The organism is Bradyrhizobium algeriense, assembly GCF_003062295.1.
Classification (GTDB): Bacteria; Pseudomonadota; Alphaproteobacteria; order Rhizobiales; family Xanthobacteraceae; genus Bradyrhizobium; species Bradyrhizobium algeriense.
Genome location: NZ_PYCN01000034.1, coordinates 1 through 22754, shown reverse-complemented (window position 1 = coordinate 22754; position 22754 = coordinate 1). Strand labels below are relative to the sequence as shown.

Annotated in this window: 19 protein-coding genes; 7 read left to right on the top strand and 12 right to left on the bottom strand. The window is 60.6% G+C overall.

All coding sequences use genetic code 11. The features are described from left to right. Window positions 1-125 precede the first annotated feature (125 nt). Window positions 126-479 carry a hypothetical protein gene (locus C7G61_RS35910; protein WP_108522457.1) on the top strand — a complete coding sequence of 118 codons (354 nt, stop codon included), beginning with the start codon at window positions 126-128 and terminating at the stop codon, window positions 477-479. On the opposite strand, the gene C7G61_RS35905 is transcribed toward C7G61_RS35910, so the two are convergent. From C7G61_RS35905 to C7G61_RS35885, 5 genes are all read right to left on the bottom strand, one after another. Beyond that, window positions 480-2663, bottom strand: coding sequence for a S8/S53 family peptidase (locus C7G61_RS35905; RefSeq protein ID WP_145963749.1), 2184 nt, complete (start codon window positions 2661-2663; stop codon window positions 480-482). A gap of 39 nt (window positions 2664-2702) precedes the next feature. Next, window positions 2703-3989: a phosphatase PAP2 family protein gene (locus C7G61_RS35900; protein WP_108522427.1), complete on the bottom strand. Its 1287-nt coding sequence runs from the start codon at window positions 3987-3989 to the stop codon at window positions 2703-2705. A gap of 69 nt (window positions 3990-4058) precedes the next feature. Continuing rightward, window positions 4059-5777 carry an adenylate/guanylate cyclase domain-containing protein gene (locus C7G61_RS35895; protein ID WP_202975814.1) on the bottom strand — a complete coding sequence of 573 codons (1719 nt, stop codon included), beginning with the start codon at window positions 5775-5777 and terminating at the stop codon, window positions 4059-4061. 616 nt (window positions 5778-6393) lie between these two features. Further along, entirely contained in the window at window positions 6394-6798 is a 405-nt protein-coding gene (locus C7G61_RS35890; RefSeq protein WP_108522425.1) for a (R)-mandelonitrile lyase, read from the bottom strand. A 25-nt stretch (window positions 6799-6823) separates the two neighbouring features. Next, a complete protein-coding gene (locus C7G61_RS35885) occupies window positions 6824-7522 on the bottom strand; it encodes a ribonuclease activity regulator RraA (RefSeq protein WP_108522424.1) in 699 nt (232 codons plus the stop codon). Between the two features lie 227 nt (window positions 7523-7749). Between C7G61_RS35885 and pxpB the strand changes: the two genes are divergently transcribed. The 3 genes from pxpB to C7G61_RS35870 are packed head-to-tail and all read left to right on the top strand — an operon-like array spanning window position 7750 to window position 10339. Beyond that, window positions 7750-8481 (top strand): 5-oxoprolinase subunit PxpB, encoded by a 732-nt coding sequence (gene pxpB / locus C7G61_RS35880; protein WP_108522423.1) that lies wholly within the window; start codon window positions 7750-7752, stop codon window positions 8479-8481. Next, window positions 8478-9533 carry a 5-oxoprolinase subunit C family protein gene (locus C7G61_RS35875; RefSeq protein WP_108522422.1) on the top strand — a complete coding sequence of 352 codons (1056 nt, stop codon included), beginning with the start codon at window positions 8478-8480 and terminating at the stop codon, window positions 9531-9533. Before pxpB ends, C7G61_RS35875 begins: the two co-directional genes overlap by 4 nt. Window positions 9534-9568: 35 nt before the next feature. Then, window positions 9569-10339, top strand: a complete 771-nt coding sequence (locus tag C7G61_RS35870) for a LamB/YcsF family protein (RefSeq protein ID WP_108522421.1) — start codon at window positions 9569-9571, stop codon at window positions 10337-10339. Between the two features lie 3 nt (window positions 10340-10342). Here the strand turns inward: C7G61_RS35870 and C7G61_RS35865 are convergent, their stop codons facing one another. The 6 genes from C7G61_RS35865 to C7G61_RS35840 all read right to left on the bottom strand — a co-directional run bounded on the left by C7G61_RS35865 (window position 10343) and on the right by C7G61_RS35840 (window position 17585). Next, window positions 10343-10492, bottom strand: coding sequence for a hypothetical protein (locus C7G61_RS35865; protein ID WP_190242127.1), 150 nt, complete (start codon window positions 10490-10492; stop codon window positions 10343-10345). A gap of 179 nt (window positions 10493-10671) precedes the next feature. Next, complete coding sequence (locus tag C7G61_RS35860) at window positions 10672-11712, bottom strand: serine hydrolase (protein WP_244608620.1); 1041 nt, start codon at window positions 11710-11712, stop codon at window positions 10672-10674. A gap of 366 nt (window positions 11713-12078) precedes the next feature. Next, on the bottom strand, window positions 12079-13677 hold the full coding sequence (locus C7G61_RS35855; RefSeq protein ID WP_108522419.1) for a sulfite reductase subunit alpha: 1599 nt from the start codon (window positions 13675-13677) through the stop codon (window positions 12079-12081). Next, window positions 13674-15476 (bottom strand): NirA family protein, encoded by a 1803-nt coding sequence (locus tag C7G61_RS35850; protein WP_108522418.1) that lies wholly within the window; start codon window positions 15474-15476, stop codon window positions 13674-13676. Before C7G61_RS35850 ends, C7G61_RS35855 begins: the two co-directional genes overlap by 4 nt. A 355-nt stretch (window positions 15477-15831) precedes the next feature. Continuing rightward, window positions 15832-16998: a CmpA/NrtA family ABC transporter substrate-binding protein gene (locus C7G61_RS35845; RefSeq protein ID WP_108522417.1), complete on the bottom strand. Its 1167-nt coding sequence runs from the start codon at window positions 16996-16998 to the stop codon at window positions 15832-15834. Next, on the bottom strand, window positions 16995-17585 hold the full coding sequence (locus tag C7G61_RS35840; RefSeq protein ID WP_057852587.1) for an ANTAR domain-containing response regulator: 591 nt from the start codon (window positions 17583-17585) through the stop codon (window positions 16995-16997). The genes C7G61_RS35845 and C7G61_RS35840 overlap by 4 nt, the downstream gene beginning before the upstream one ends. A gap of 112 nt (window positions 17586-17697) precedes the next feature. Here C7G61_RS35840 and rimO point away from each other — a divergent pair, with 112 nt between their 5' ends. Beyond that, a complete protein-coding gene (gene rimO / locus C7G61_RS35835; protein ID WP_108522416.1) occupies window positions 17698-19023 on the top strand; it encodes a 30S ribosomal protein S12 methylthiotransferase RimO in 1326 nt (441 codons plus the stop codon). A gap of 66 nt (window positions 19024-19089) precedes the next feature. Here rimO and C7G61_RS44175 read toward each other — a convergent pair whose 3' ends face one another. After that, window positions 19090-19731 (bottom strand): hypothetical protein, encoded by a 642-nt coding sequence (locus tag C7G61_RS44175; protein WP_145963748.1) that lies wholly within the window; start codon window positions 19729-19731, stop codon window positions 19090-19092. A 482-nt stretch (window positions 19732-20213) separates the two neighbouring features. Here C7G61_RS44175 and C7G61_RS35830 point away from each other — a divergent pair, with 482 nt between their 5' ends. Then, window positions 20214-21410: an acetylornithine transaminase gene (locus C7G61_RS35830; RefSeq protein ID WP_108522415.1), complete on the top strand. Its 1197-nt coding sequence runs from the start codon at window positions 20214-20216 to the stop codon at window positions 21408-21410. Between the two features lie 391 nt (window positions 21411-21801). Continuing rightward, window positions 21802-22446 (top strand): PEPxxWA-CTERM sorting domain-containing protein, encoded by a 645-nt coding sequence (locus C7G61_RS35825; RefSeq protein ID WP_145963747.1) that lies wholly within the window; start codon window positions 21802-21804, stop codon window positions 22444-22446. Window positions 22447-22754 lie beyond the last annotated feature (308 nt).

The window sequence follows — 22754 nt, the reverse complement described above, 5'->3', positions numbered from 1 at the left end:
CGCATTCAACTGGAAGCCCCGCCGCAACGCGGGGCTTTTCACTAAGAACTAGCCCGTGATGACAGTCACAGTCGTCATGGAGCCGCTGTGAGACCATGCTCGTGTCCAAACCAAAGGGGCACGTCATGGTAACGTCTCGGAAATCTCTGGTAGCCGCTTCGCTGATTGCTGCACTGGGCTTTGCGACACCATCCGCGGCCGCGACGTTCGACGGCGCCTGGAATGTGCAGATCACCTCGTCGAACGCCGCCTGCAACAGCGGCGCGTCGGTCTCGATCGGAATCAACAACGGCCAGGTCGCCTCCAACAGCGCGACTGTAACGGCGTCCGGCCGCGTGGCCGAAGCGGGCGCCATCCATGTGACCCTGGCGAGCGGCATGAAGCGCGCGGTCGGCTCCGGCGTTCTCACGGCCACGTCGGGATCGGGCACATGGCGCGCAGCCCTGTGCTCCGGTACCTGGACCGCGCAACGGATGTAGCTATGGCGTTTTCCAAGCGAGAGCCTGCTCTGGACTTGATAATGCTCTCTCGTCTAGTCCATCAAGCCGATCCTGGCGCTCAATCCCTGGCGTGACGACGAGGCCCGAACCAATGCGTTCCCGTGATGTCTGCGCTGAGCCGCCAATTTGATTTGGCTGTTCCGTCATTGCTCGAGAACCGAGTTTAGGCGGTCGCAGGACAATTTTACGCCCAGAACGCAGGTCCCCCATTGCTCGTCTTTCCGCAATCACACGCGCGATCTGCGGCGCCGCAACACTGGTGCCGTTCATGACGACGCGCGACCCGCTGCGTGTCCCCGCCGCGAGGATGCCTCGATGAACGTACGACTCGTCGCTCCATGCCATGGCATCTGGCCCCGTCCGTTCCAAGTCATCTGGCTCCTTCGGTGCCAAGGCAACTGGCCCCTGGCGATTAGCTACCTGCGCGGCGTAGCTGGCGGGTGATATTGGGCCACCGGAGGAATATTTTACGACTTTGTTTTCCTTGCGCAAATAACCACCAGCAACGATCGTATGAGAACCAGTCGCAATGGCATTTATTGATCCATCGCGCTTGATCATGCTGTCATTGTCTACTTCCACTTCTCTGCCAGAAATCTCCTCAAATCGCTGGTAGCGATCATCGACGAAATACGATTGCCTACCGTTCTGCGGATAGCCAAGCGGCCGATCATCCCATTGGATCGAAGCTTCCACGTTGATCTGTTGATCCAGCCGATTCCTGAATCCAATCGTCCAAGTGCCGAAGGGCGCAAGTTGTTGCTCAGCATCGGGCAACGCCGTGGGCAGCAAGGCAATCACGTACCTTCCCCTGTTCGTGGGGGGGCCGATAAATTCATAGTACACCTTACAAAGAACATTGCCATTCGAGCCCCATTCCATCGCACGCTTATCTGTTCCAGCTACTAGAGACAGCTCACTTTCCTGCCCGCCGGGGGGCGTCAGCGAGAGCTCCATCCAGTATTTAGGCCAGGTCTCATCCCGAGCCGGCAACCAGATTTCCAGATAGCTGCAAGTTCTGTCATCCGGCAACACACAGAACTGCAATTTTCGCTCGTCGTCTTTTTGGCCACTTGGAGAAAGTAAAATCTTCGCGTGCAAGCGGGAAAGACGACTGTTGCCTGACGGTAGCACTACATCGGTTGGCGCCGCCCGGCCTTCGATCCGAGCGTCGATTGCAAGCTCGATCGGCTGGGTGCCATCGCGGGGGCCAGCCAAAATACCGGAGCTGAAATTGATTACCACCGGCAGCTCACCGCACTCGCGTTCTCGTGCGATATCGTGAGCTCTACCCAGGATGTAGTCGATGCCATCAAGAACATAGTATTCCAGGCCGAGGCCCGATGTGTCCGCGACCGTAACTGTCGGCAACTTCACGCAAACAATCGGGCGCTGGTCCTTACCTTCCTCACCAGTCGGCGAGGAACCCTCATCATAACCGCACGCCAAATCCATCACATGCGTGCCATGCCCGGCACGCCTTGCTGCGGCCTTATGCGCAGATTGGCCAAAATCGACAACGCCGGTTGCACTGTAGAACAGGTCTTCGTCCACCTGCCCTGCGTTCAAACACTCGCCAAGTGATTTGTCGATTTTGGCTTTCGTCAGCTCCAGACCATAGGGAACGTCGCCTTCGACTCGACCATCTTGAATCCAGGCGTATTCCACTCGAGAACTGCCCGGACCTCTCCGAAAGCGCTGATTCGCAAATGCAATGCCTTCGTCAATAATCCCCATCACGACGGGACTCCCTTTGCGCGGCTCATATTTCCCGACGCTGTGTTGTGGCTTGGGAAGAGGCCGGTCTTCGCGCATGGCGTGACGAGGCAACTTGTGCGCAATTGTGATCCGATGAATAAGTTGGTCAATTGAGGAATCGCCTTGAAGACGCTCAAAAGCTTCGTCAGGCATATTTAGCGTAAATTGCTCGTACTTGAGATCAGAGCCGATGCCCATATCATCAAGCTTGCCGGACGCTCGCTGCAAGCGCTCGAAAAATTCTCTTTTTGTCTTGCCCGGCTGCAGACTGACGAGAATGGGAACAGACCGTAGTTCATCGTTTGGATACAGCACCCGCTTGGCAGTATCTCGTACCCAATCAATGTACGCGTCGACGAATTTCGACGACCCCTCTCGCCACTTATATACCGTCTCCTCTACCATCATTCCCTCCCGAGGCAGACCATGTAAGTTTGTTCGCTGCTACCTGGCTGGGGACCACTCGCTCTTTGCTTTTTTCCAGAGCCATTCTAGTGGTTTCGAGGCTCCGGAGAGACGTTTCTCCTCAACCGTGGCATAATCAACGTTCTTCAAATCAAGCCTTCGGTGCTTGACGCTATAGAAGTTCTGCCAATCGAAATCAGTATTGATGCCGTCCTTAATGCCGCGCTCGCGCGACGGATAGGCAGCTCCAGTAAAATCACAAGAGTGGCAGCCTTCTCGTTCCTTTTCCGGTCTGCAAAGGTCGATCAGGTATTCGGCCAGCGTCAGGCCCAAGAGGGTGCCGGCGACGCTATCGACCGGAAAGTGCACGCCGGCCACCGTGCGGTTAATTGCGATGCGGGCTGCCTGCCGCATAAGTTGATTCACCCAAACACTTCGCAATTTTCCGTCCTGGCCGTGCAAACTTCCTTTGTCGGTGGAGAGAACCGCCAAGAGATGCGCAAACATGAAGGCTTCCGTTGCGTGGCCGCTGGGCAACGCACCGTGCAGTGGACATGCAATAATGGGCTGTATTTGCGGCGAGTATTCATGTGGCCGGCGGCAGGCCAGCGCATGCTTGATGCGCATTTCCACTGTGTAAGCGAACCGCAGAGCAGCGTAGATCAGCTCCATCGTCCATCGTGTCCGCTCCGGGTGCAAATACGTGATAGATCCGAAGAAAGCGTGAGGCACGCCCATTTGTGACACAATCTCTGCGGCACGATCGGGGCGCAGATCAGCGTAGGATTCGACGAGGGCCAATTGATCCAGAAAGATCGCCGGCGTGGGACGGCTGAAGCTTGCAAGGGGGGTGTAAGGACGCGAGGACTTAGCGTCACCTCGAGGGTCGATGGCGCAGTTCAGGATGGCCTTGCCCTCTCCATCCGCCCGAAATGAGATGCGGGAGATGAGTTCGAAATCAAAAATGCTTGCCCGCTCGCCGGGCCCCAGTCGTCCGAGATTTACTTCGTGTCGTCCGAGTTTTACTTCGTCGTTGCCATCTTCGCTTTCGGGTGGGAGTGGCTCAGGCACCTCCTCTTCCGCTGGAGGCTGCGATCTCCCCACAATTCCATCGCGGTTTGTTATCAGCGCATCGATGTAAGGCGGGTTATATCCCGAACCACTGAATACAAATCCGCCGATGGCGCCGCCCGCAGCGGCTCCGCTGGCGCCACTCGCCCCGCTGGCGCCGCTCGCTCCGCTGGCGCCACTCGCCCCGCTGGCGCCACTTGCTCCGCTCGCGCCACTTGCTCCACTCGCTCCGCTCGCGCCACTGAAACTAGCCATACTTGCCTCCTATGCTTAGGGTGGAGGATCACACTGCATGCCGTCACGCGCTGTCCCCTGCCACAGGAGTTATTGTGGAACACCAGCCTGCCGTAATGCCTTGGACCATTCCTGACCAGTCCTGTACCCAGCGCTAGGGGTCCGCCTGAGATATCCTGTGATCGTCAATCCGGGCTCCAATCTCATCAATTCGGCCACGGTGCCACGTGCGTCCCGTTCGTGTCCAAGCTGCCACTGTGCAATTGCCATAGCTCTCAGTGTCGAGGTGTGGCGTCGATTGGCTTTGAGTGAGCGGCGGGCAGATTTGATCGCAAGCTCATATTTGCGATCTGCCAGATAAGCGGTAGCCGCCAGAGTGTCGTAATAGTACCGATGGGGATCGAGAGGGGATAAGCTGATCGCCCGCTGTGTATCAGCGACGGCATCAGCCCCTTGATCCCTGAAAGCATGCAGAGTCCCCTTGAGTAACCAGGCAAGAGAGTTATTTGAATTTGCGCGCACCGCCAGCGCGTAGCGTTCGGCAGCGATGTCAAGCTCCCTCGTCATGTGAGTATGGACCAACCCATTAATTGTGAGAGCAAGAGAGCTATCCGGATCCGCGTCGAGCGCGCGCCTTGTGCAATCGAGGGCACAACGCCGGTCCTTGGTCGAATCTTCGGTCCATCCTTGCTGGACCCGCAAGACATACCAGTTAGCCATCCAGGACTGGGGAACTGGATGACGCGGGGCGCGGTCGATAACTGCCTGCAGCAGGCGTTGGGCTTCCAGAAAGTCGGCAACCGACATTCGATGCATTAATGCAATGCCGCTCATCAGAAGCGTGTAACTCTCCAAGGTTGGGAGCGGGTTGGCGCGCGCTCGCTGCAATTCGCACGATTGAATTGCGTTCGTCACCTTGGAGAAGATCTGGCTAATCAGCTCCTGTTGCCCACCCAGAAGATCTGGAACGTTGCCGGCCACTTGGCCAGCCCATACCACTCGTTGAGACCTGACCTCCGCCAATTCTAAATTTAGTGTCAGACTATCTTCGTCGGCACGGTACGTTCCCGATAGCGCATAGTTCGCACCGAGATGCTGACGGATATCTTCCAGGCTAAACTGACGCCATCGAAATGCTGTGGTCGAGAGGCGCGAGAGCACGGCAATGTCCGGGGATCGCGAAAACGCCCTGATGATTTCCTCGACCAGCACCTCGCCAAGAAGATCCTCGCTGATTGTTTGAGGGCGAGGTACGAAGGGAATAATCGCAATCGACGGCCGTAACACGCCCAGTAACGGTGCGCATTTGATTACTGGCCTCGGGCCGGCTGGACCGATCCGGTAAGCTCGAACGGGTTGTCGGATATGCTTGACATGACATTCGCCAAGGTCTTCGATTTCCGCGTCCAGCGTTGGGGTCAACAGGTCCCGAACCTGGGCCGAGATGACTATCTCGTTTGGTCCGGCGAGGGTCGCCAATCGAGCTGCCAAATTGACACCACACCCATATACATCGTGATGACCAACAATCACATCGCCGAACTCGATCCCCATTCTCAGAAATATCTGTTTATCCGCAGGCAACCCGGGGCTTGCCTGCGCACTTTCATGCTGGATTGCGGTCGCCGCTGAGGCGGCGGACCGGATGTCGCCGAATTCGAGCAGCATCCCGTCGCCGACGCTCTTGACGAGGCGGCCACCAGAGCCAGGAAGCACCTGCGTCATCACCCGATCGACAAGGTTCAGCCAGCGACGGACGACGCCTTCTTCGTCCTGCCCTATCAAACGCACCGAATCGACCATGTCCACGAATAGAATCGCGCGCGGACGCCGCTGAACATGCCGGAGCGACGGGTCAACGACAGACGACATCGGCAATTGGGGCGCAGGTTCCGATTTCATGACAGGAAAGCCCCAACATAAAGTGCTGCACAAATCGCGGATCTTGAACGCATGATATGCCTCCAGGTTGAATCACCAAGCGGCATTCTCGTCGTTGAGTTACGTTCGATGACTCACTGGAGCACTTGTATAGGTCACTACAACTTTTGGTATCGTTGCCGAACTGCCTGCTCAATAAGGGCATCGGCCATTTCATTCCAGGACCGCGCGCCACATCGACTGCAAGTGTCTAGCGGGATCGAAACCTCACAATGAATATCGCCTATATCCGTCGACTGATGCACGGCGAGGCGTTCGTCAGTCCGAACTAACAACCCCTTCTGCAGAACGGACATACCCTACGGACCGACAATTTGACATTCCTTGCTCAGTTCTACCCAAGTTGAGTTGGATGTTAGATCGCATTTGCCAGGCCGAGTGTGAATGAGATCACATTTCGGAAGGGATGATTTTTTTGATGGCGGGTCGCCGCGGCACAGCCCAGCGCCATCCGAATAATACCCTGGTTTCTTCTCCTCGACCTTTAGCCGAGCTTCGCCGAATACTCCGCGTCGGTCACATGCTCCATCCAGGTGACGTAGCTGCCGTCGGCCGCTTCTTGCATCGCAATGTGCGTCATGGCGTTGGTCGGCGAAGCGCCATGCCAGTGCTTTTCACCGGGCGGAATCCACACGACGTCGCCGGGGCGAATTTCCCTGATCGGTCCGCCTTTGGCCTGCACCCGTCCGACCCCTGAGATGACATAAAGCGTCTGGCCCAGCGGATGCGTGTGCCAGGCCGTGCGCGCGCCCGGCTCAAAGGAGACGCGCGTCGAGGCCAGCCGTGCCGGCGCCTCGGTCTGGATGATCGGATCCTGCAGCACCGTGCCGGTGAAATATTCCGGCGGCGCCCGGCGCGTCGGCCGGGAGCCCGCGAGATGGATATCCATGGAGTTGTCTCCCTTTTTCTTGAGGTTATTTCTTGCTGGCCGCGTAGCGCGCCTTGGTCTCGGCGTTCATCGGATAGAGGCCGGGCAATGCCGCGCCGTTGTTCACCTCGTTGACGATCCAGGCTTCCATCCGTTCCTGCTCCGGCCCTTCGGCCAGCACATGATCGAGCAGCGCCTGCGGGATCAGGACCGCGCCGTCCTGGTCGGCGACGACGATGTCGTTGGGGAATACCGCGACCCCGCCACAGCCGATCGGCTCACCCCAGCCGACGAAGGTCAACCCGGCCACCGAAGGCGGCGCCGCAAAGCCGTCGCACCACACGGGCAAATTGGTACCGAGCACGCCTTCGACGTCGCGCACCACGCCATCGGTGATCAGCGCGGCAACGCCGCGCTTGACCATGCGCGCACAGAGAATGTCGCCGAAGATGCCGGCGTCGGTGACGCCCATGGCGTCGACCACGGTGATGCAGCCTTTCGGCATCGCTTCAATTGCAGTGCGGGTCGAAATCGGCGACGACCACGACTCGGGCGTTGCCAGATCTTCGCGCGCGGGCACGAAGCGCAGCGTAAAGGCCGGTCCGACCAGCCGCGGCTGCCCGGGCCGCAGCGGCTTGGTGCCGCGCATCCAGACGTTTCGCAGGCCCTTCTTGAGCAGCACGGTGGTGATGGTGGCGGTGGATACGCCGGACAGGGTTGCGAGGGCTTCGGGGGACAGGGACATCTGGAATGCAGGCTCCGGAGGATGGGTGAAAGGTAGCGCATCTTGCGAAGCGCGGATGTCACGTCAAGGGCTCGCGGAAAGAAGCGCGATCATAACATCTTATCGTCGGCATGCAGATTAATTTATTGAACTTACTGGCTGATTTCGCACGAAGCGAATTCCACTCGCGTCCAAAACACGCTAGAGGTGGAGACGCAGCACAGAAGCTGCGAGACAGTTTAGAGGCCATGGCCGCGACGCTTCCCCCGCCCCGCCTTTTGCCGAGTGGCGACAGCGCCATCACGGTGGAATTCAGCCGCAACATCGACGATGCCGCCAACCGGCGGGTGCTGGCGCTCGACCGCGCCATGGCCGCCGAGCCGGTCGTGGGCGTCACCGAGACCGTGCCGACCTATCGCTCGCTGCTGGTCCATTACGATCCAGTGTTGATCGATTTCGAAAAACTCGGCGAGAAGATTCTCGCACTGGCGCAACGTCCTGTCCCGACGGCGACCGCAAGCCGGCGCTGGCGCATTCCGGTGGTCTATGGTGGCGAGCACGGCATCGACCTCGAGGATGTCGCAAAAACCCTCAACACCACGCCCGACGAGATCGTGGCGCGGCATGTCGCCGGCGACTACCGGGTCGCCATGATCGGCTTTACGCCGGGCTGGTCCTATCTCAGCGGGCTCACGGACTCCCTGCACATGCCGCGGCGGCAGAACCCGCGCTTGCTGACGCCGGCCGGCACCATCTCGATCGGCGGGGTGCAGACCGGCGTGCAGTGCCTCGCCGGCCCGAGCGGCTGGCACCTGCTGGGACAAACGGCCGTCCGCACCTATCAACTGCATCGCGATCCGATCTTCCTGCTGGAGCCGGGCGACAACGTCACCTTTACGGCGGTCGATGCCAAGACTTTTGCGGAGCAGGATCGCGCCGCCGAAGCCGGAGAATTCATTGCCGAGCAGATCGCCTCATGAGCAAGCTCGTCATTGCATCGATCGGCCCGGCAAGTTCGGTACAGGACGGCGGACGTCCCGGCGCCCAGCGTTACGGCCTGGTGCCAAGCGGCGCGATGGATCGGCTGGCACTGGCGGCCGCGAACACGCTGGCCGGCAATGAACCGTTCACAGCGGCGGTCGAGGTCGGTCCGTTCGGGGCAAAATTCACCGCACGCGGCGGCGCGGTGCGGATCGCCCTGGCGGGAGCCCCGCGCAATGCCGATATTGCCGGCCGTGCCGTGGCGTCGGAGACTTCCGCAACCCTTGCCGACGGCGAAACGCTGACGCTCGGCTTTGCCCGCGGCGGTTCGTTCAGCTACCTCGCGATCGAAGGCGGCATTGCCGGCGAGCCGATGTTCGGCAGCCTCGCCGTCAACGCGCGCGCGGGCCTCGGCAGCCCCTATCCGCGCCCCCTGCAAGCCGGCGACGAACTGCAGACAAAGGTGGCCAGCGGTGCACCAGAGCGGCGGATCGAGCTGCCCGCGGCAACCGACGCGCCGATCCGCGTGGTGTGGGGTCCACAGGATGACGAATTCGCCGACGAGACCAAAAACCTGTTTCTCGACAGCGAATGGAAGATATCCGCGACCAGCGACCGCATGGGCTACCGGCTCGAAGGCCCCGCACTCAGGCATCTCCACGGCCACAACATCGTTTCCGACGGTACCGTCAACGGCAGCCTGCAGGTGCCCGGCAACGGCCAGCCGATCGTGCTGATGCGCGATCGCGGCACCAGCGGCGGCTATCCCAAGATCGCGGCGGTGATTTCGGCCGACTTCGGACGGTTTGCGCAGATCCCAGCCGGGCGCGCCTTTCGCTTCCGGGCCGTCAGCATGGCGGAAGCCCAGGCGGAAGCGCGAAAATTTGCCGAGTTGTTGCGCACCCTGCCCGAGCGGCTGCGGGCGATCGAAAGCGTTGATCTCAACATCGATGCGCTGCACGATGCCAATGTCGCGGGCCACGCCGTCAGCGCCGTCGATGCCGGAACCTGGCACGCCGTCTCTCTGGCCGAGATATCCGGCCCGGACTGATCACCCAATCCACTCACGAGAAGCGGATCAACACCATGACAACCATCGACCTCAATTGCGATCTCGGCGAAGGTTTTGGCGCATGGGAAATGGGCAACGACGCCGCCATGATCGAGCTGGCGACGTCGGTGAACGTCGCCTGCGGCTTTCATGCCGGCGACGCCGACATCATGCGTCGCACGGTTGAACTGGCGAAAGCGCGCGGCGTGAGCGTCGGCGCGCACCCCGGATATCGCGACCTGCACGGCTTCGGCCGGCGGCCGATCCCCGGCCTGAAGTCGTCGGAGATCGAGAACCTCATCGCCTACCAGATCGGCGCGTTGCAGGCGATTGCGACCGCAGCCGGCCACAAGGTGACCCACGTGAAAGCGCATGGCGCGCTCTCCAACGTCGCCTGTGAGGACGACATGACCGCCAAGGCCATCGCCAACGGCATCAAGGCGGTCGATCCCAATCTGATTTTCGTGGTGCTCGCCAATTCAAAACTGGTGCAGGCGGGCGAAGCCGCCAACCTGCCGATGGTGCACGAGGTCTTTGCCGACCGCGCCTATGAAGACAATGGCTCGCTGGTGTCGCGCAAGAAGCCCGGCGCGGTATTGCACGATGCGAAAGCGATCGCCGACCGCGTGGTGCGGATGGTGCAGGACGGCGCGGTGGTGTCAGTCACCGGCAAGGTGATCAAGATGCGCACCGACACCGTGTGCATTCACGGCGATACGGCCGGCGCGGTCGACATCGCGCGCGCGGTGCGTCAGGCGTTGAAGGATGCAGGGATCGCGGTCGCGCCGTTCAAGACGATAATTTAATTCCTAGAACGGATGAACCGAGAGCGTGCCGAACACGATGGCGGCAATGAGCGCGAACGCGCTGTAGAGCGCGGCGGTATAGCCGGCGCCGGAACGGCGGGACACCGAGCGTGCGTAAAGGTGCAGGCGGGCTTCCGCCGATAGTTCGCGCATGATCGATCTCCAACGCGGCATGGACTGCATATGGAATATCGTTTGCGTCCGGATTCAAGATATCCGCAGAAATAGCGATGCGGGCGCTTCGGCGCGCTCCATTTCGAGGGGAAAATTCCCCTCTCCCCGACCAGAGCGAGAATTTTATTCGGGCCGATTTGAGCTAGCCGGAACCCAAATCAGTGAGCTGGCAGGTTCGGCTCCCATCGCGACAGTGCCGGAAGCACACGGTGGCGGGCGATTTCATGCCCAAAGTCGCCACGGTTCGCGAGCAGAATCACGCCGACCTTGTGATCCGGTACAAGTCCGACATAGGCCGACGCGTTGTTGAGCCCGCCCGGTTTGTCAACGACGCCTACTCCGTCCACGTCGACATTCTCCCACGCCATCGCTTGTCCGAATTTCTCGTTGAAACGGAACATTTCACGCTGACTCATCTGCAGCGCTTCGCGCAACTGCGGATCCACAGCTCCACCGCCGAGGCAGGCGGCGAGAAAAATGGCGAGATCCCGCGCCGACGAGAACATCTGCCCGCTCCCAGGGAAATCATAATAGCTGTGCTGGTCGCCCGGCGGACCGATTGGCATGCCGTCATCGGAATAGCCCTGGACGACGCGCTGCATGAATTCAGGACGCATGACGGCACGGTTGTCCGGTCCACGTTCGGGAAGCAGCGTCGAACTCATCCCTAGCGGCCTCAGGATCCGACTTTCGATGAGCTGACCAATTGGAACCCCATACCGACGCTCGAGCGCCAGCTGCAGCAGCACGTAACCGGCATGCGTGTAGATGCGTTGTTTGCCCGGCTGTTCGCCTGCCTGCGGCGTCCAGGCGTTGAGGATGTCGAGAAATTGGCCCAACGAGTATGACCCGTTGGGCCATGGCGGGTGATCCGTCGCCAGCAAGAGGCCGGAAGTATGGGTCACAAGCTCACCAATCGTGACCCGACGAATATAGTCGCCGTTCAATTCGGTGACGTACTTGTTGACCGGATCGTCCAGGCTTATTTCGCCGCGCAGCGTTCCGAGCGCAACCAGTGCAGCCTCAAACACCTTGCGCACGGACGCTATGTTGAACAGCGTGTCCGGTGTGATCGGCCGCTTGCCGGCTTGATCGGCGAGACCGTAGTTGAAGAACTGGACGTGGCCCGCGACGTACACGGCGGATGCGAGCCCGCCGGCATCATTGGCCGTCACCGCAGGGGCGAAATTTTCCGCCATAATGTCCTGAACCCGTGAGTCCAAGTCTGTCATGGCCACGCGCGCCGGACTGGGCAGGAGGACGAACAGAAGGGCCAAGCCCGCGGTGAACGAGGAACACCATGATCTCATATTGCAATCCGACAGGGATCACGAGATAGCCGGCGGTCGGTCGAGCGAGCCAGCGATTGACACAAGCGCCATCAAACAACAGCACGTTGATCGTGAGGTTCCTTCGACATCGCAGTCATCGCCGCTTGGTCTCGGCCAAGACCAAATATAAGCGTTGGCGAGGTAACCGAAATCACAATCCGGATACTCTGGGAACCAGGCGCTGACGCCTCACATTCGTTCAGCTTGCGTCAACCACGCTCTGCTCCGCACGCCCTAGTAAACGTCCTGCTGGAACCGGCCCTGCTTCTTGAGTTCCCCGACAAAGCTGACGGCCTCGTCGGTGGTTCGGGCACCGAACTGCGCAACGATATCGACCAGGGCCCGCTCGACGTCCTTGGCCATCCGCTTGGCGTCGCCGCAGACATAGATGTTGGCGCCCTCGGCAAGCCAGGTCCACAATTCGCGGCCGACCTCGCGCATGCGATCCTGGACATAGAATTTCTTGTCGCCATCGCGCGACCACGCCAGCGACAACCGCGTCAACACGCCCGACGTCTTCAAGGCGTTGAGTTCGTCGGCATAGAAGAAATCGCAGTCGCTGCGCTGATGGCCGAAGAACAGCCAGTTCTTGCCCGGCGCGCCGGTGGCGCGGCGGTCGAGCAGGAAGGCGCGGAACGGCGCCACGCCGGTGCCGGGCCCGATCATGATGATCGGCGTTTTGGGATCCTGCGGCAGCGCAAAACCATGGGCCTTCTGCACATAGACCTTCAGCGCATCGCCGGGATTGATGCGTTCGGCGAGGAAGGTCGAAGCCAACCCCAACCGTTTGCGCTTGTTGACCACGTAGCGCACGCAGTCGACCGTCAGCGACAATTTTCCGGGCGTCGCGTTATGCGACGATGAGATCGAATAGAGCCGCGGCTGCAGCGGATCGAGGGCCTCGACAAAGGCCTCGGGGTGCGGGCGCACGCCAGAGAATTTCTGCAGCACCGCCATCACGTCGAGCGTCGCCGCGTCACCATCGGGATCCTCGCCCTGCGCCAGCGCCCTCGCCTTCTCGCGGGTGGTCCCACCCGTGATGAAGGAGATCAGCTCGAACAGCTGGTCCGGCGCCGGCGACAGCGAGACATCGTCGATCAGGACTTCCCGCAGCGTCTTGCCATTGACCTTGGTGGTGTGGGAGGCGCCGAGCAGCGCGATGATCTGGTCGACCAGCCCGACATCGTTGCGCGCGAAAATGCCGAAGGAATCGCCGACCACATAATCGAGCCCGCAACCGGAGAGATCGAACTCGATGTGCCAGGTCTCCTTCTCCGAACCCTTCTTGTTGAGGAGGCGACGCGAAAGGAAGGTCGCCGCGATCGGATTGTCACGCGAGCGTCCGGGCTCGGCCACGACCGCGGGCGCAGCCGGTGCCGCGGCAGGCGCTGATGATGGCCCGGCCGGCACCTTGTCGATATCCTCATAGAGCGATTTCAGCATCCGCGCGGTTTCCTTGCCGCCGGGGACGCAAAGGTTGAGGCGCGCCTCGCTCTTGCTCGCGATCGCTTCCGAATAGTTATGACAATCGTAGCCGCACTGCCCGCAATCCTGCTGCGCCATCGCCGCCATCATGCGCCGCCGCAGCGGGCGGCCTTCCGCAAGCTTCATGCGGTCGGCCATCGGCATGGTCTGGTCGTGCCAGGGCGCTTCGCCGTCATCGCCGTCGCCGGCGGCTCCTTCCATGACGGCCGCGCCCTGTTCGGCCGACAACGGCGTCGCATCTGACAGAAGTCCGGCGAAGAAGCCGTTCAGCCACGAGCGCTGCGCTTCGGAGAACGGCGCACTGGACGGGATGATCTCAATCTTCGGTGGAGGCGTGATCTGGTTCATGAGGACACCTGAGCGTCAGTGACTTGGGCGTCAGCAAGCTTGCGCAGCGTCTCGCCGTCGTGGCGGCGTGCAAATGTCAGGAAAGTTTCTTCGGGCGAAACACGATGTGCGAGATAGGCCTTCAGCAATCTCTCGACCGTCTTCGGCGCATCCTCGGCCTTGAGGTCGTGATAGACCTCCTGCCCGACATCGGCATCCGGACCAAAGCCGCCGCCGGTGAACAAATGATAGCCCTCGACCGGATCGACATCCTCGCCGACATCCACCTTGGCGGCGATCAGTCCGATATCGCTGATGTAGTGCTGCGCGCAGGAGTGATGGCAGCCGGTGACGTGGATGTTGAGCGGCGTGTCGATGTTGACGCGCGGCTCGCACCAGTCACCGATCTCGGCGGCATGGCGCTTGGTATTCGATGCCGCAAACCGGCATCCGGCATTGCCGGTGCAGGCGATCAGGCCGGCGCGGATTTGCGAGGCTTCGACCGCCAGCCCGATCTTCCTGATCGCGGCCACCGCCAGCTCGACGTTCTCGTCGCGCACCCCCGGGATCAGCAGGTTCTGCCAGACCGTCAGCCGGATATCGCCGTCACCGAGGTCCTGCGCGATCTTGGCCAGCCCGCGCATCTGATCGCAGGTGACTTTGCCGAGCGGCAGCGACACGCCAATCCAGTTCAATGCCTCCTGCTTCTGCCTGTGCACCCCGATATGCGCCATGCGGTCGAAAGCCGGCCGCGGGGCGAGCGCCTCCGGCGGCACGCGGGTGAAGGGTTTGCCGAGCCGCTCCTCGACCAGTGCGAGAAACTTGTCGTGCCCCATGTCGTCGAGCACATATTTCAACCGGGCCTTGTTGCGGTTGGTACGGTCGCCGAGATCGATGAAGATTCGCACAATGGCATCCGATACCTTGGTCGCATCGGCCGGCTTGACGATGATGTCGCCATATTTGGCAAAATCCCTGTGGCCGGTGATGCCGCCAAGCCCCAGGCGAAACCAGACGCCGGGATCGACACCGAAACCGTCCTTCACCTCGACCGCGGAAAACGCGATGTCGTTGGTATCTTCCAGCACCGCGATCTTGCCGGCGCCGTCGAAGGCGACGTTGAACTTGCGTGGCAGCCCGTACAGCGAGCGATCGTTGAGAATGTGATAGTGCCACTCGCGGGCATATTCGCGGGTATCCAATAGCTCCTGCGGATCGATCCCGGCCGTCGGCGTGCCCGTGACGTTGCGGATGTTGTCGGCGCCGGTGCCGCGCGAGCACAGGCCGAGGTCCTGAATGCCCTCGATCAACGCCACCGCGTGCTTCGGCGGAATCTCGCGCACCTGCAGATTGGCCCGCGTGGTGACGTGGCAAAACGGTCCGCACAGTTTTTCGGCGAGATCGGCAAGACCCGAAAACTGCCAGTGCTTCAGGATGCCGTTCGGGATCCGTAAGCGGCACATGTAGGAATCCTGCGCCGGCGCCACATAAAACAGGCCGTAATAGCGCCAGCGGAAATTATCCGCAGGGTTCGGCGGCGCATTGTCGAGCGCCTGCTGCTTCAGCCGCGGATAGGCATCGAACGGATGCTCCTCGCGCTTGAATTTTTCCTGGTCGGCGAGCTTCTTGCCGGCGGCTGTGACCTTGTCCTGCGCCTTGATATGCGCGGCATCCGGTCCGGTCGGCTCAGTATTCGCCTTGCCGGCGTTGCCGCCGCCGAGGCCGCGCCCCACCCGGCTGATCTGCAGCCCGGTGGTAAAACCTTCCAGGTAGCGTTTCTGCTCGTCGGTAAAATCGACTGTGAGGGTTTCGATCTTCATGGTGCGCGACGAAGCTCCTGCGGCCACGAGGGGTGGCATCAACGAATGGGGATAGACCGCCAGGAAAATCGGCCCGGCGCGTCGCCGGGCTGTGATTTTGCTATGCGGTTCGACCAGCTTCGTTGCTGCGGAAATCCATCTTGGACGTAGGTCAGCAGGCTTCAGCGACGAGCCGACCGCACTGCAACATACAAGTTGCGTGCCAGTCGGGTTCAAAAAGAATATGTTGGTATTTCAAACTGTTCCGAGGACGACCTCGAAACTATGAAGTCTTCTTCATTGCCGTGTCGCGTGCAAATTGCCCAACAATTAAGCGGGTACGACTTTTGCCTAATATTGCTTCAGTAGGCCCGGCTCAAGGTTTCCAATGCCCAATTTTGAAAGCGGCTAGATGGCCGGCGATGTCGCCGGGGTCGAACGCCGGACCGGCAAAGGCGCCGATCGCGTCAGAAGCGCCAGGGGGCTTGCCCCGATGCCCCTTGGCGGCGTCGTAGAGGTCCGGCCTGAAGACGCCCATGGCGGTTCGCAGCGCCTCCGGCCGCATCGCCGTCTGCCCCCAGCGCACCATCTGCGCGTAGAGCCAGGCGGCCTGGGCGGGATCGGGCCGGGCCGCCCCTTCCCGCCCGACCAGGAGATAGCGGCTGCTCTCGCGCCGCTGGCCGTCGGGTGAAATCTTCAGCCGGCCGTCAAGGGTGCGCTGGATCACCTCGGCGCCGACGCCGAGCCGATCGGGCCGCGACAGGACATGCGCGGTCTCGGCGCGGTTTCCGGGATCCTCGATATATTCGGCTGCGTGGGAAGCCGCCCGGACCAGGGCAGCCAGCACGTCCGCATTTTTTTCCGACCAGCTTTGCCTGACCGCGAGAACCTTTTCTGCCGCGCTCACCAGGATGTCCGAGGCGAAATGCAAGATGTGGCCGACGCCGAGATCGACCGCAACCGAGTTCCAGGGCGCGCCGACGCAGAACGCATCGACATGGCCATTGGCGAGGCTGTCCACCATGTAGGGCGGCGGCAGCACCACCAGGCGGACATCCTCGTCGGGATCGACCCCACCTGCCGCCATCCAGAACCGAAGCTGGTAATTGTGGGTGGAGAACGGGAACGTCATGCCAAAGGTCAGCGGTTCCGCGCCGCTCTTGCGCCTGATGGCCACGACGCGCGCGAGCGCCAGCGCGGTGGCCATGGGATCGACGGCATCGCCCTCGAGTTCGCCCATGATCGCCGCATGCAGCGCCGGCGATACCGTGATCGCATTGCCGTTGAGGCCCAGATTGAATGGCGCCACGATCGGCACCTTGACGTGTCCAAGCCCGAGACTCGACGCGATCGCTACCGGCGCCAGCAAATGCGCCGCGTCGAACAGGCCGATATTGAGCTTGTCGCGGACATTCGACCACGACACTTCGCGCACCAGCGTGATGTCGAGCCCTTCGGCGGCTGCAAAGCCCTTGTCAACGGCGATGATCAGCGCGGCGGCGTCGACCAGCGGAATGAAACCGATATGCAGCGGTGTCGTCATTTCAACAGCTCCGAGGCGGTCAGGATCGACTGCGCGATCTCGCCGATTTTCTTTTTCTCGCGCATCGCCGTGGAGCGCATGAGTACGTAGGCCTCGTCTTCAGTGAGGCCCTTCACCTTCATCAGGATTCCCTTGGCACGGTCGATCACCTTGCGTTCCTCAAGCGCGGACTTGGTGCGGTCGAGCTCGTCCTGCAGCTTCGAGAAGGCGTTGAAGCGGGAGATGCAGAGGTCGAGGATCGGTTTGATCCGCTCCTTCTTCAGGCCATCGACGATATAGGCGGAAACGCCGGCATCGACGGAGGCCTGAATCGAGGCCGCATCGCTCTGGTCGACGAACATGGCGATAGGCCGCCGGACCGCACGGCTGACCTGGAACATCTGTTCCAGGACGTCGCGGCTGGGGTTTTCCAGGTCGATCAGGATGACGTCGGGGTCGAGCGCATAAATCCGCGCCAGCAGGCTCTGCATTTCGCTGATATGCACGACGCCGGTAAAGCCCGCCTCCCGCAATCCCTCCTCCAGGATCGCGGCCCGGATAGGGCTTTCGTCGACAATGACGATTTTCGGCGACGACTCAGCGCTCATCGGTCAACTCTTAACCCGGCCGGGCATCCATAGCACGTAACGAGCGCGCGCAAAGCCTTGTATTTATGGGCAATTGGGACTAGCTCGTGCGTATCAATCAGGCAGATTAAAAATGCAACAGGCCGCCGCGCCCAAAGTCAGCTTTGTTTCGCTTGGGTGCCCCAAGGCGCTGGTGGATTCCGAGCGCATTATCACCCGGCTGCGCGCCGAAGGCTATGAACTGGCCCGCAAGCATGACGGCGCCGACATCGTCATCGTCAACACCTGCGGCTTCCTCGACAGCGCCAAGCAGGAATCGCTTGGCGCCATCGGCGAGGCGATGGCCGAGAACGGCAAGGTCATCGTCACCGGCTGCATGGGCGCGGAACCCGAGCAGATCGAGGCGGCCTATCCCGGCGTGCTGTCGATCACGGGTCCGCAGCAATATGAGAGCGTGCTGGAGGCGGTGCACCGGGCCCTGCCGCCGGTTCATAACCCGCATCTCGATCTGGTGCCGCCGCAAGGCGTCAAGCTGACGCCGCGGCACTACGCGTATCTGAAGATTTCCGAGGGCTGCAACAACCGCTGCAGCTTCTGCATCATTCCAAAGCTGCGCGGCGACCTGGTGTCGCGCCCGGCCAATGACGTGCTGCGCGAGGCGGAGAGGCTGGTCAGTGCCGGCGTCAAGGAACTGCTCGTCATCTCGCAGGACACCTCGGCCTACGGCGTCGATATCAAATATGCCGACAGCCCCTGGAAGGACCGCCAGGTCCGCGCCAAATTCTTCGACCTCGCCAGGGAACTCGGCGACCTCGGCGCCTGGGTGCGGCTGCAATATGTCTACCCCTACCCGCATGTCGACGAAGTCATCGGGCTGATGACCGAGGGCAAGATTCTGCCCTATCTCGACATACCCTTTCAGCACGCAAGCCCGGACGTGCTGCGGGCCATGAAGCGTCCCGCCGCGCAGGAAAAGACACTGGCGCGGATCCAGAAGTGGCGCGAGGAATGTCCTGATTTGACGCTGCGCTCGACCTTCATCGTCGGCTTCCCCGGCGAAACCGATTCCGATTTTGCGTATTTGCTCGACTGGCTCGAAGAGGCCGAGATCGACCGTCTCGGCGCTTTCAAATACGAGCCGGTCGCGGGCGCCGCCTCCAACGCCATCGGCAACGCCGTGCCCGACGAAATCAAGCAGGAGCGCTGGAATGCGCTGATGGCGCGGCAGCAGAAAATCTCCGCCCGTCGCCTCAAGCGCAAGGTCGGCACCCGGCAGCAGATCATCATCGACGAAGTCGGGCCGACGGTTGCAAAAGGCCGTTCAAAGGCCGACGCGCCGCAGATCGACGGCGCGGTCTATCTCTCCAGCCGCCGCCCGCTGAAGGTCGGCGAGATCGTCACCGCGAAGATCGAACGCGCGGATCAATATGACCTGCACGGTAGCGTCGCGGGGTTTTAGTGTGGTCCTCAAGCATCCTGTCTACGATCGCATCTAGAGAAGCCTGATGCCACACCAATTTTTTTCTCAAGTTGGATAACCGATCTCGGCAATATCCTCACGGAGTGAGGTAAGACTGCACATTGGATTGAGAGCAGCAACTATCTCTTCAGTCAGCGCACGATGCTCGTACACGGCGATTACGGCCTGCGCAGACACTTCGCTCTCATAGTATTCCGTCGCCCAACGCAGATAGGTTTCAGGCGAGCAATCAAGTATTGCAAGCAGATGTGCCGAGCCATCACTATCTTCCGATGGAGGCAGCGTAATTTTTGCGCGGGACCATCCGGATTCCTCAGAAAGGCACCACATGCAAAATGTGACGAGTTCCGGAGAAAACGCCGGTTCAGTGCAACAAGCTGAGAATTGGTGAGGCAGATCGCGATAGAAATGCTCACTTGGCAACCTTAGCGATGCTACCATCGACTCATGGTCAAAACCTTTGATGAAGACTCCATGACAATTGAACAATGCGAAAAAGTCATCACCTTGACCATTTCGCATTGAGCCCATCATTTCTCCCGCGGCCCAATTTGCGTTGAAAGAGTAGTAACGGTCCTCCCACTCAGGGCAGATAACTGCATCAAGCATCGCAACAGATTGAAGCAGCCGCTTTAGTGGGATGGCGCCAGGCAACTGCAGCAAGTTTCTTGTTGATGGTCCTGGCATGTTTTTGCTTCAATCGCAAAGGGTCCAATTGGACCTCTTAGGCACTCAAGAAACCACACGTGCGGCTCAGTTGGCAACGTCTCCTCGTGGCCCTTCGCGACATATTGCGCCGCCGCGCGCCGTCAGCCGCAACAGCGGCAAAGCGGACGTGGCATCGTCACGCGCCACAACGGTGGGGATCGAATTTCGTTGTCGTCGTCAAAGTAGCAATACTTGTCGACATCGCCACCCTTGAATAGCTGGAAGACTTCCCGCTTGACACGGCCTGCCCTCCCACTGTATGGCCCTTCGCCATGAAACTGAACCGGACCACCCGTCGCGCCTGCCTGCGTCGTCGCTCCAGCGACGATGGGTTGCGCCGTGTCCGACGACTACGCTGATCAACTAGTTCAGCAACGTTTTCGAGAAGGCCGCACCCTCAAAAGTGCGGCCTTCTTGCGTTTCGGCCTGCCCTTTCCCCCAAAACCCCAGAGGAGATCGACATGACTGACGCTACCCATCCGTTCGACGCGCTGATGGAGATTACCGCTCGCCCGCCGGTGGTATTCGTCCGCGGTGCGGGCTCCTATCTCTGGGACGACTCCCGCAAGCGCTATCTCGACTTCGTGCAAGGCTGGGCCGTCAACGCGCTCGGCCATTCGCCGCCTGCCGTTGCGGAAGCGCTCGCCGCGCAGTCCAAACTGCTGCTGACGCCAAGCCCCGCCTTCTACAACGGTCCCAGCCTGAAGCTTGCGAAAGCGCTGGTCGAGAACAGTTGCTTCGATCAGGTCTTCTTCGCCAATTCAGGCGCGGAGGCCAATGAGGGCGCCATCAAGCTCGCGCGGAAGTACGGCGCGAAATACAAGAACGGCGCGTTCGAGATCATCACCTTCGAAGGCGGATTTCACGGCCGCACGCTCGCCACCATGTCGGCATCGGGCAAGAAGGCGTTCGAGCCGCTGTTCGAGCCCAAAGTATCGGGCTTCCGCAAAGCCAAACTCAACGACCTCGATTCCGTGAAGGCGCTGATCTCGGACAACACGGTCGCCGTGATGCTGGAGCCGATCCAGGGCGAAGCCGGCGTCTGGCCGGCGACCGATCCGTTCATGAAGGAGCTGCGCGCGCTGACGAAAAAGCACGGCCTGCTGCTGATCGTCGACGAGATCCAGACCGGCATGGGCCGCACCGGCAAGCTGTTTCACTACGAGCATGCCGGCATCGAGCCCGACATCATGACGCTCGGCAAGGGCATCGGCGGCGGCGTTCCGCTGGCCGCCCTGCTCGCGACCGCGCATGCGTCGTGCTTCGAGCACGGCGACCAGGGCGGCACGTTCAACGGCAATCCGTTGATGTGCGCCGCAGGGCTTGCCGTGCTCGACGAGGTTTCAAAGCCGGAATTTCTGAAAGCGGTGGCCGACGCCGGCCTGTTCCTGGAAAGCGAGTTGCAGAAACTGTCGGCGCGGCATGGTCTCGGCGAGGTGCGCGGCCGGGGTCTGTTGCTCGCGCTCGATCTCAAACTGCCGATCGGCGCAGCGATCGTGGCCGAGGCGCTTGCGGACGGCGTGCTCATCAACTCGCCGCAGCCCGATGCGCTGCGCTTCATGCCGGCGCTCAACGTCACCCGCGAGGAGATCTCGCTGATGATCGATTGCCTTGATGCGATTTTGGTGAAGGCGGGCGCGGCAAGGCGGGTGGCGTAGTCTCAACCGTCATTGCGAGCGAAGCGAAGCAATCCATATCTCAACGCGGGGATAGATGGATTGCTTCGTCGCTTCGCTCCCTTGCGCAAACGCTTCGCTCTTGTCACAGGCAATGACGGCCGCGAGGCCTTACAGCCGCAGGATCGCCGCTCCGCGCACTTTGATCCAGAGCAGTTACCTCACAAATTTGGCAGAACTCTTCTCATTTGTAACGCCCCTTTAACGCCAAACTAACGCTGCGACGACGGCTGCGGGCTCAGATGGTGACACGCGACGTCGATGTGGCGTCGGTGGCGCAAGCCAACTGGCGGCATGCAATGTTTGGGGTGCTGACCCGTGGCGATTCTGTCATGTCGGTTGGCCTGATGATTGAATCGAACAGGGGCATTAAGTGAAATTACGTCGATTAGCACTAATGGCGGCTTTGGCTGTCTTTGCATTCACCACATCAGCTTCTGCAGTAACTCTGACTTTTGAGGGCACCGGCCAATCCGACGGTGCTACGCATGTTGCCATGCCAACAAACTACGGAGGATTGAATTGGAGTGCTGACTGGTATCTTGCGACCAGCGAAAACTTTTCAACGATCTATCACAACACATCCAATTTTCCGTCTGGCTACATTGCCGCGCACAATGCAGGCGGCGCACTGACCGTATCGGTCACGTCCGCGACCGACATCGTTTTGAATAGTGCGCAATTTCGCGGATGGGACTATTTCGATTCAGTCGTATACTTTACTGCGCGCGCAGTGATAGTTGACGGGTTCCTGGACGGTAACTTTGTTGGCACATGGAGCACGGTGCTGACGCCTGGGAGTTGGACGAGCCTGAGCTTCGGCGGAACGACGGTCGACAGCTTCGTGATAACTTCTACTGGTAATGATCATAATTGGCTCATGGACGATCTCGTTTTAGGAGTAGCCGCCGTGCCCGAACCTTCCACATGGGCCATGATGATCCTCGGATTCGCAGGCGTCGGTTTCATGACGTATCGCCGATCGCGTAGGGATCAAGCTCTCGCGCTCGCGGCCTGATTGAACCAATTCACGACGCATCACAGAGAGCCGCCCTCGGGCGGCTTTTTTCTTTGTCAGGCTGCAGCAAGCCATGTCCGAGTTTGGCACTTTTCGGACCTCCGGTGCTGGGGCAACGATGTCCGTTCACGGCGTCAGAACGGACCTTGGCCTAACTTGCGCGGACTTCGAAAATGACCCGAATGTATGGTCCGGCCGCGCGTTGCAAGAGGTTTCGTCAACCTGGCAGATGCGGTCTTGCATCAATGTATCCGGCCTCTGATTGGAGCGTGTGGTGCTCCGGGCCATCATGGATATCAGCGCGCACG

Bases quoted from the DNA above. Each gene is read 5' to 3' on its own strand.
- C7G61_RS35910 (WP_108522457.1), top strand. From the start codon at position 126: ATGGTAACGTCTCGGAAATCTCTGGTAGCCGCTTCGCTGATTGCTGCA.
- C7G61_RS35905 (WP_145963749.1), bottom strand. From the start codon at position 2,663: ATGGTAGAGGAGACGGTATATAAGTGGCGAGAGGGGTCGTCGAAATTC.
- C7G61_RS35900 (WP_108522427.1), bottom strand. From the start codon at position 3,989: ATGGCTAGTTTCAGTGGCGCGAGCGGAGCGAGTGGAGCAAGTGGCGCG.
- C7G61_RS35890 (WP_108522425.1), bottom strand. From the start codon at position 6,798: ATGGATATCCATCTCGCGGGCTCCCGGCCGACGCGCCGGGCGCCGCCG.
- C7G61_RS35885 (WP_108522424.1), bottom strand. From the start codon at position 7,522: ATGTCCCTGTCCCCCGAAGCCCTCGCAACCCTGTCCGGCGTATCCACC.
- pxpB (WP_108522423.1), top strand. From the start codon at position 7,750: ATGGCCGCGACGCTTCCCCCGCCCCGCCTTTTGCCGAGTGGCGACAGC.
- C7G61_RS35875 (WP_108522422.1), top strand. From the start codon at position 8,478: ATGAGCAAGCTCGTCATTGCATCGATCGGCCCGGCAAGTTCGGTACAG.
- C7G61_RS35870 (WP_108522421.1), top strand. From the start codon at position 9,569: ATGACAACCATCGACCTCAATTGCGATCTCGGCGAAGGTTTTGGCGCA.
- C7G61_RS35865 (WP_190242127.1), bottom strand. From the start codon at position 10,492: ATGCGCGAACTATCGGCGGAAGCCCGCCTGCACCTTTACGCACGCTCG.
- C7G61_RS35860 (WP_244608620.1), bottom strand. From the start codon at position 11,712: ATGGCGGAAAATTTCGCCCCTGCGGTGACGGCCAATGATGCCGGCGGG.
- C7G61_RS35855 (WP_108522419.1), bottom strand. From the start codon at position 13,677: ATGAACCAGATCACGCCTCCACCGAAGATTGAGATCATCCCGTCCAGT.
- C7G61_RS35850 (WP_108522418.1), bottom strand. From the start codon at position 15,476: ATGAAGATCGAAACCCTCACAGTCGATTTTACCGACGAGCAGAAACGC.
- C7G61_RS35845 (WP_108522417.1), bottom strand. From the start codon at position 16,998: ATGACGACACCGCTGCATATCGGTTTCATTCCGCTGGTCGACGCCGCC.
- C7G61_RS35840 (WP_057852587.1), bottom strand. From the start codon at position 17,585: ATGAGCGCTGAGTCGTCGCCGAAAATCGTCATTGTCGACGAAAGCCCT.
- rimO (WP_108522416.1), top strand. From the start codon at position 17,698: ATGCAACAGGCCGCCGCGCCCAAAGTCAGCTTTGTTTCGCTTGGGTGC.
- C7G61_RS44175 (WP_145963748.1), bottom strand. From the start codon at position 19,731: ATGCCAGGACCATCAACAAGAAACTTGCTGCAGTTGCCTGGCGCCATC.
- C7G61_RS35830 (WP_108522415.1), top strand. From the start codon at position 20,214: ATGACTGACGCTACCCATCCGTTCGACGCGCTGATGGAGATTACCGCT.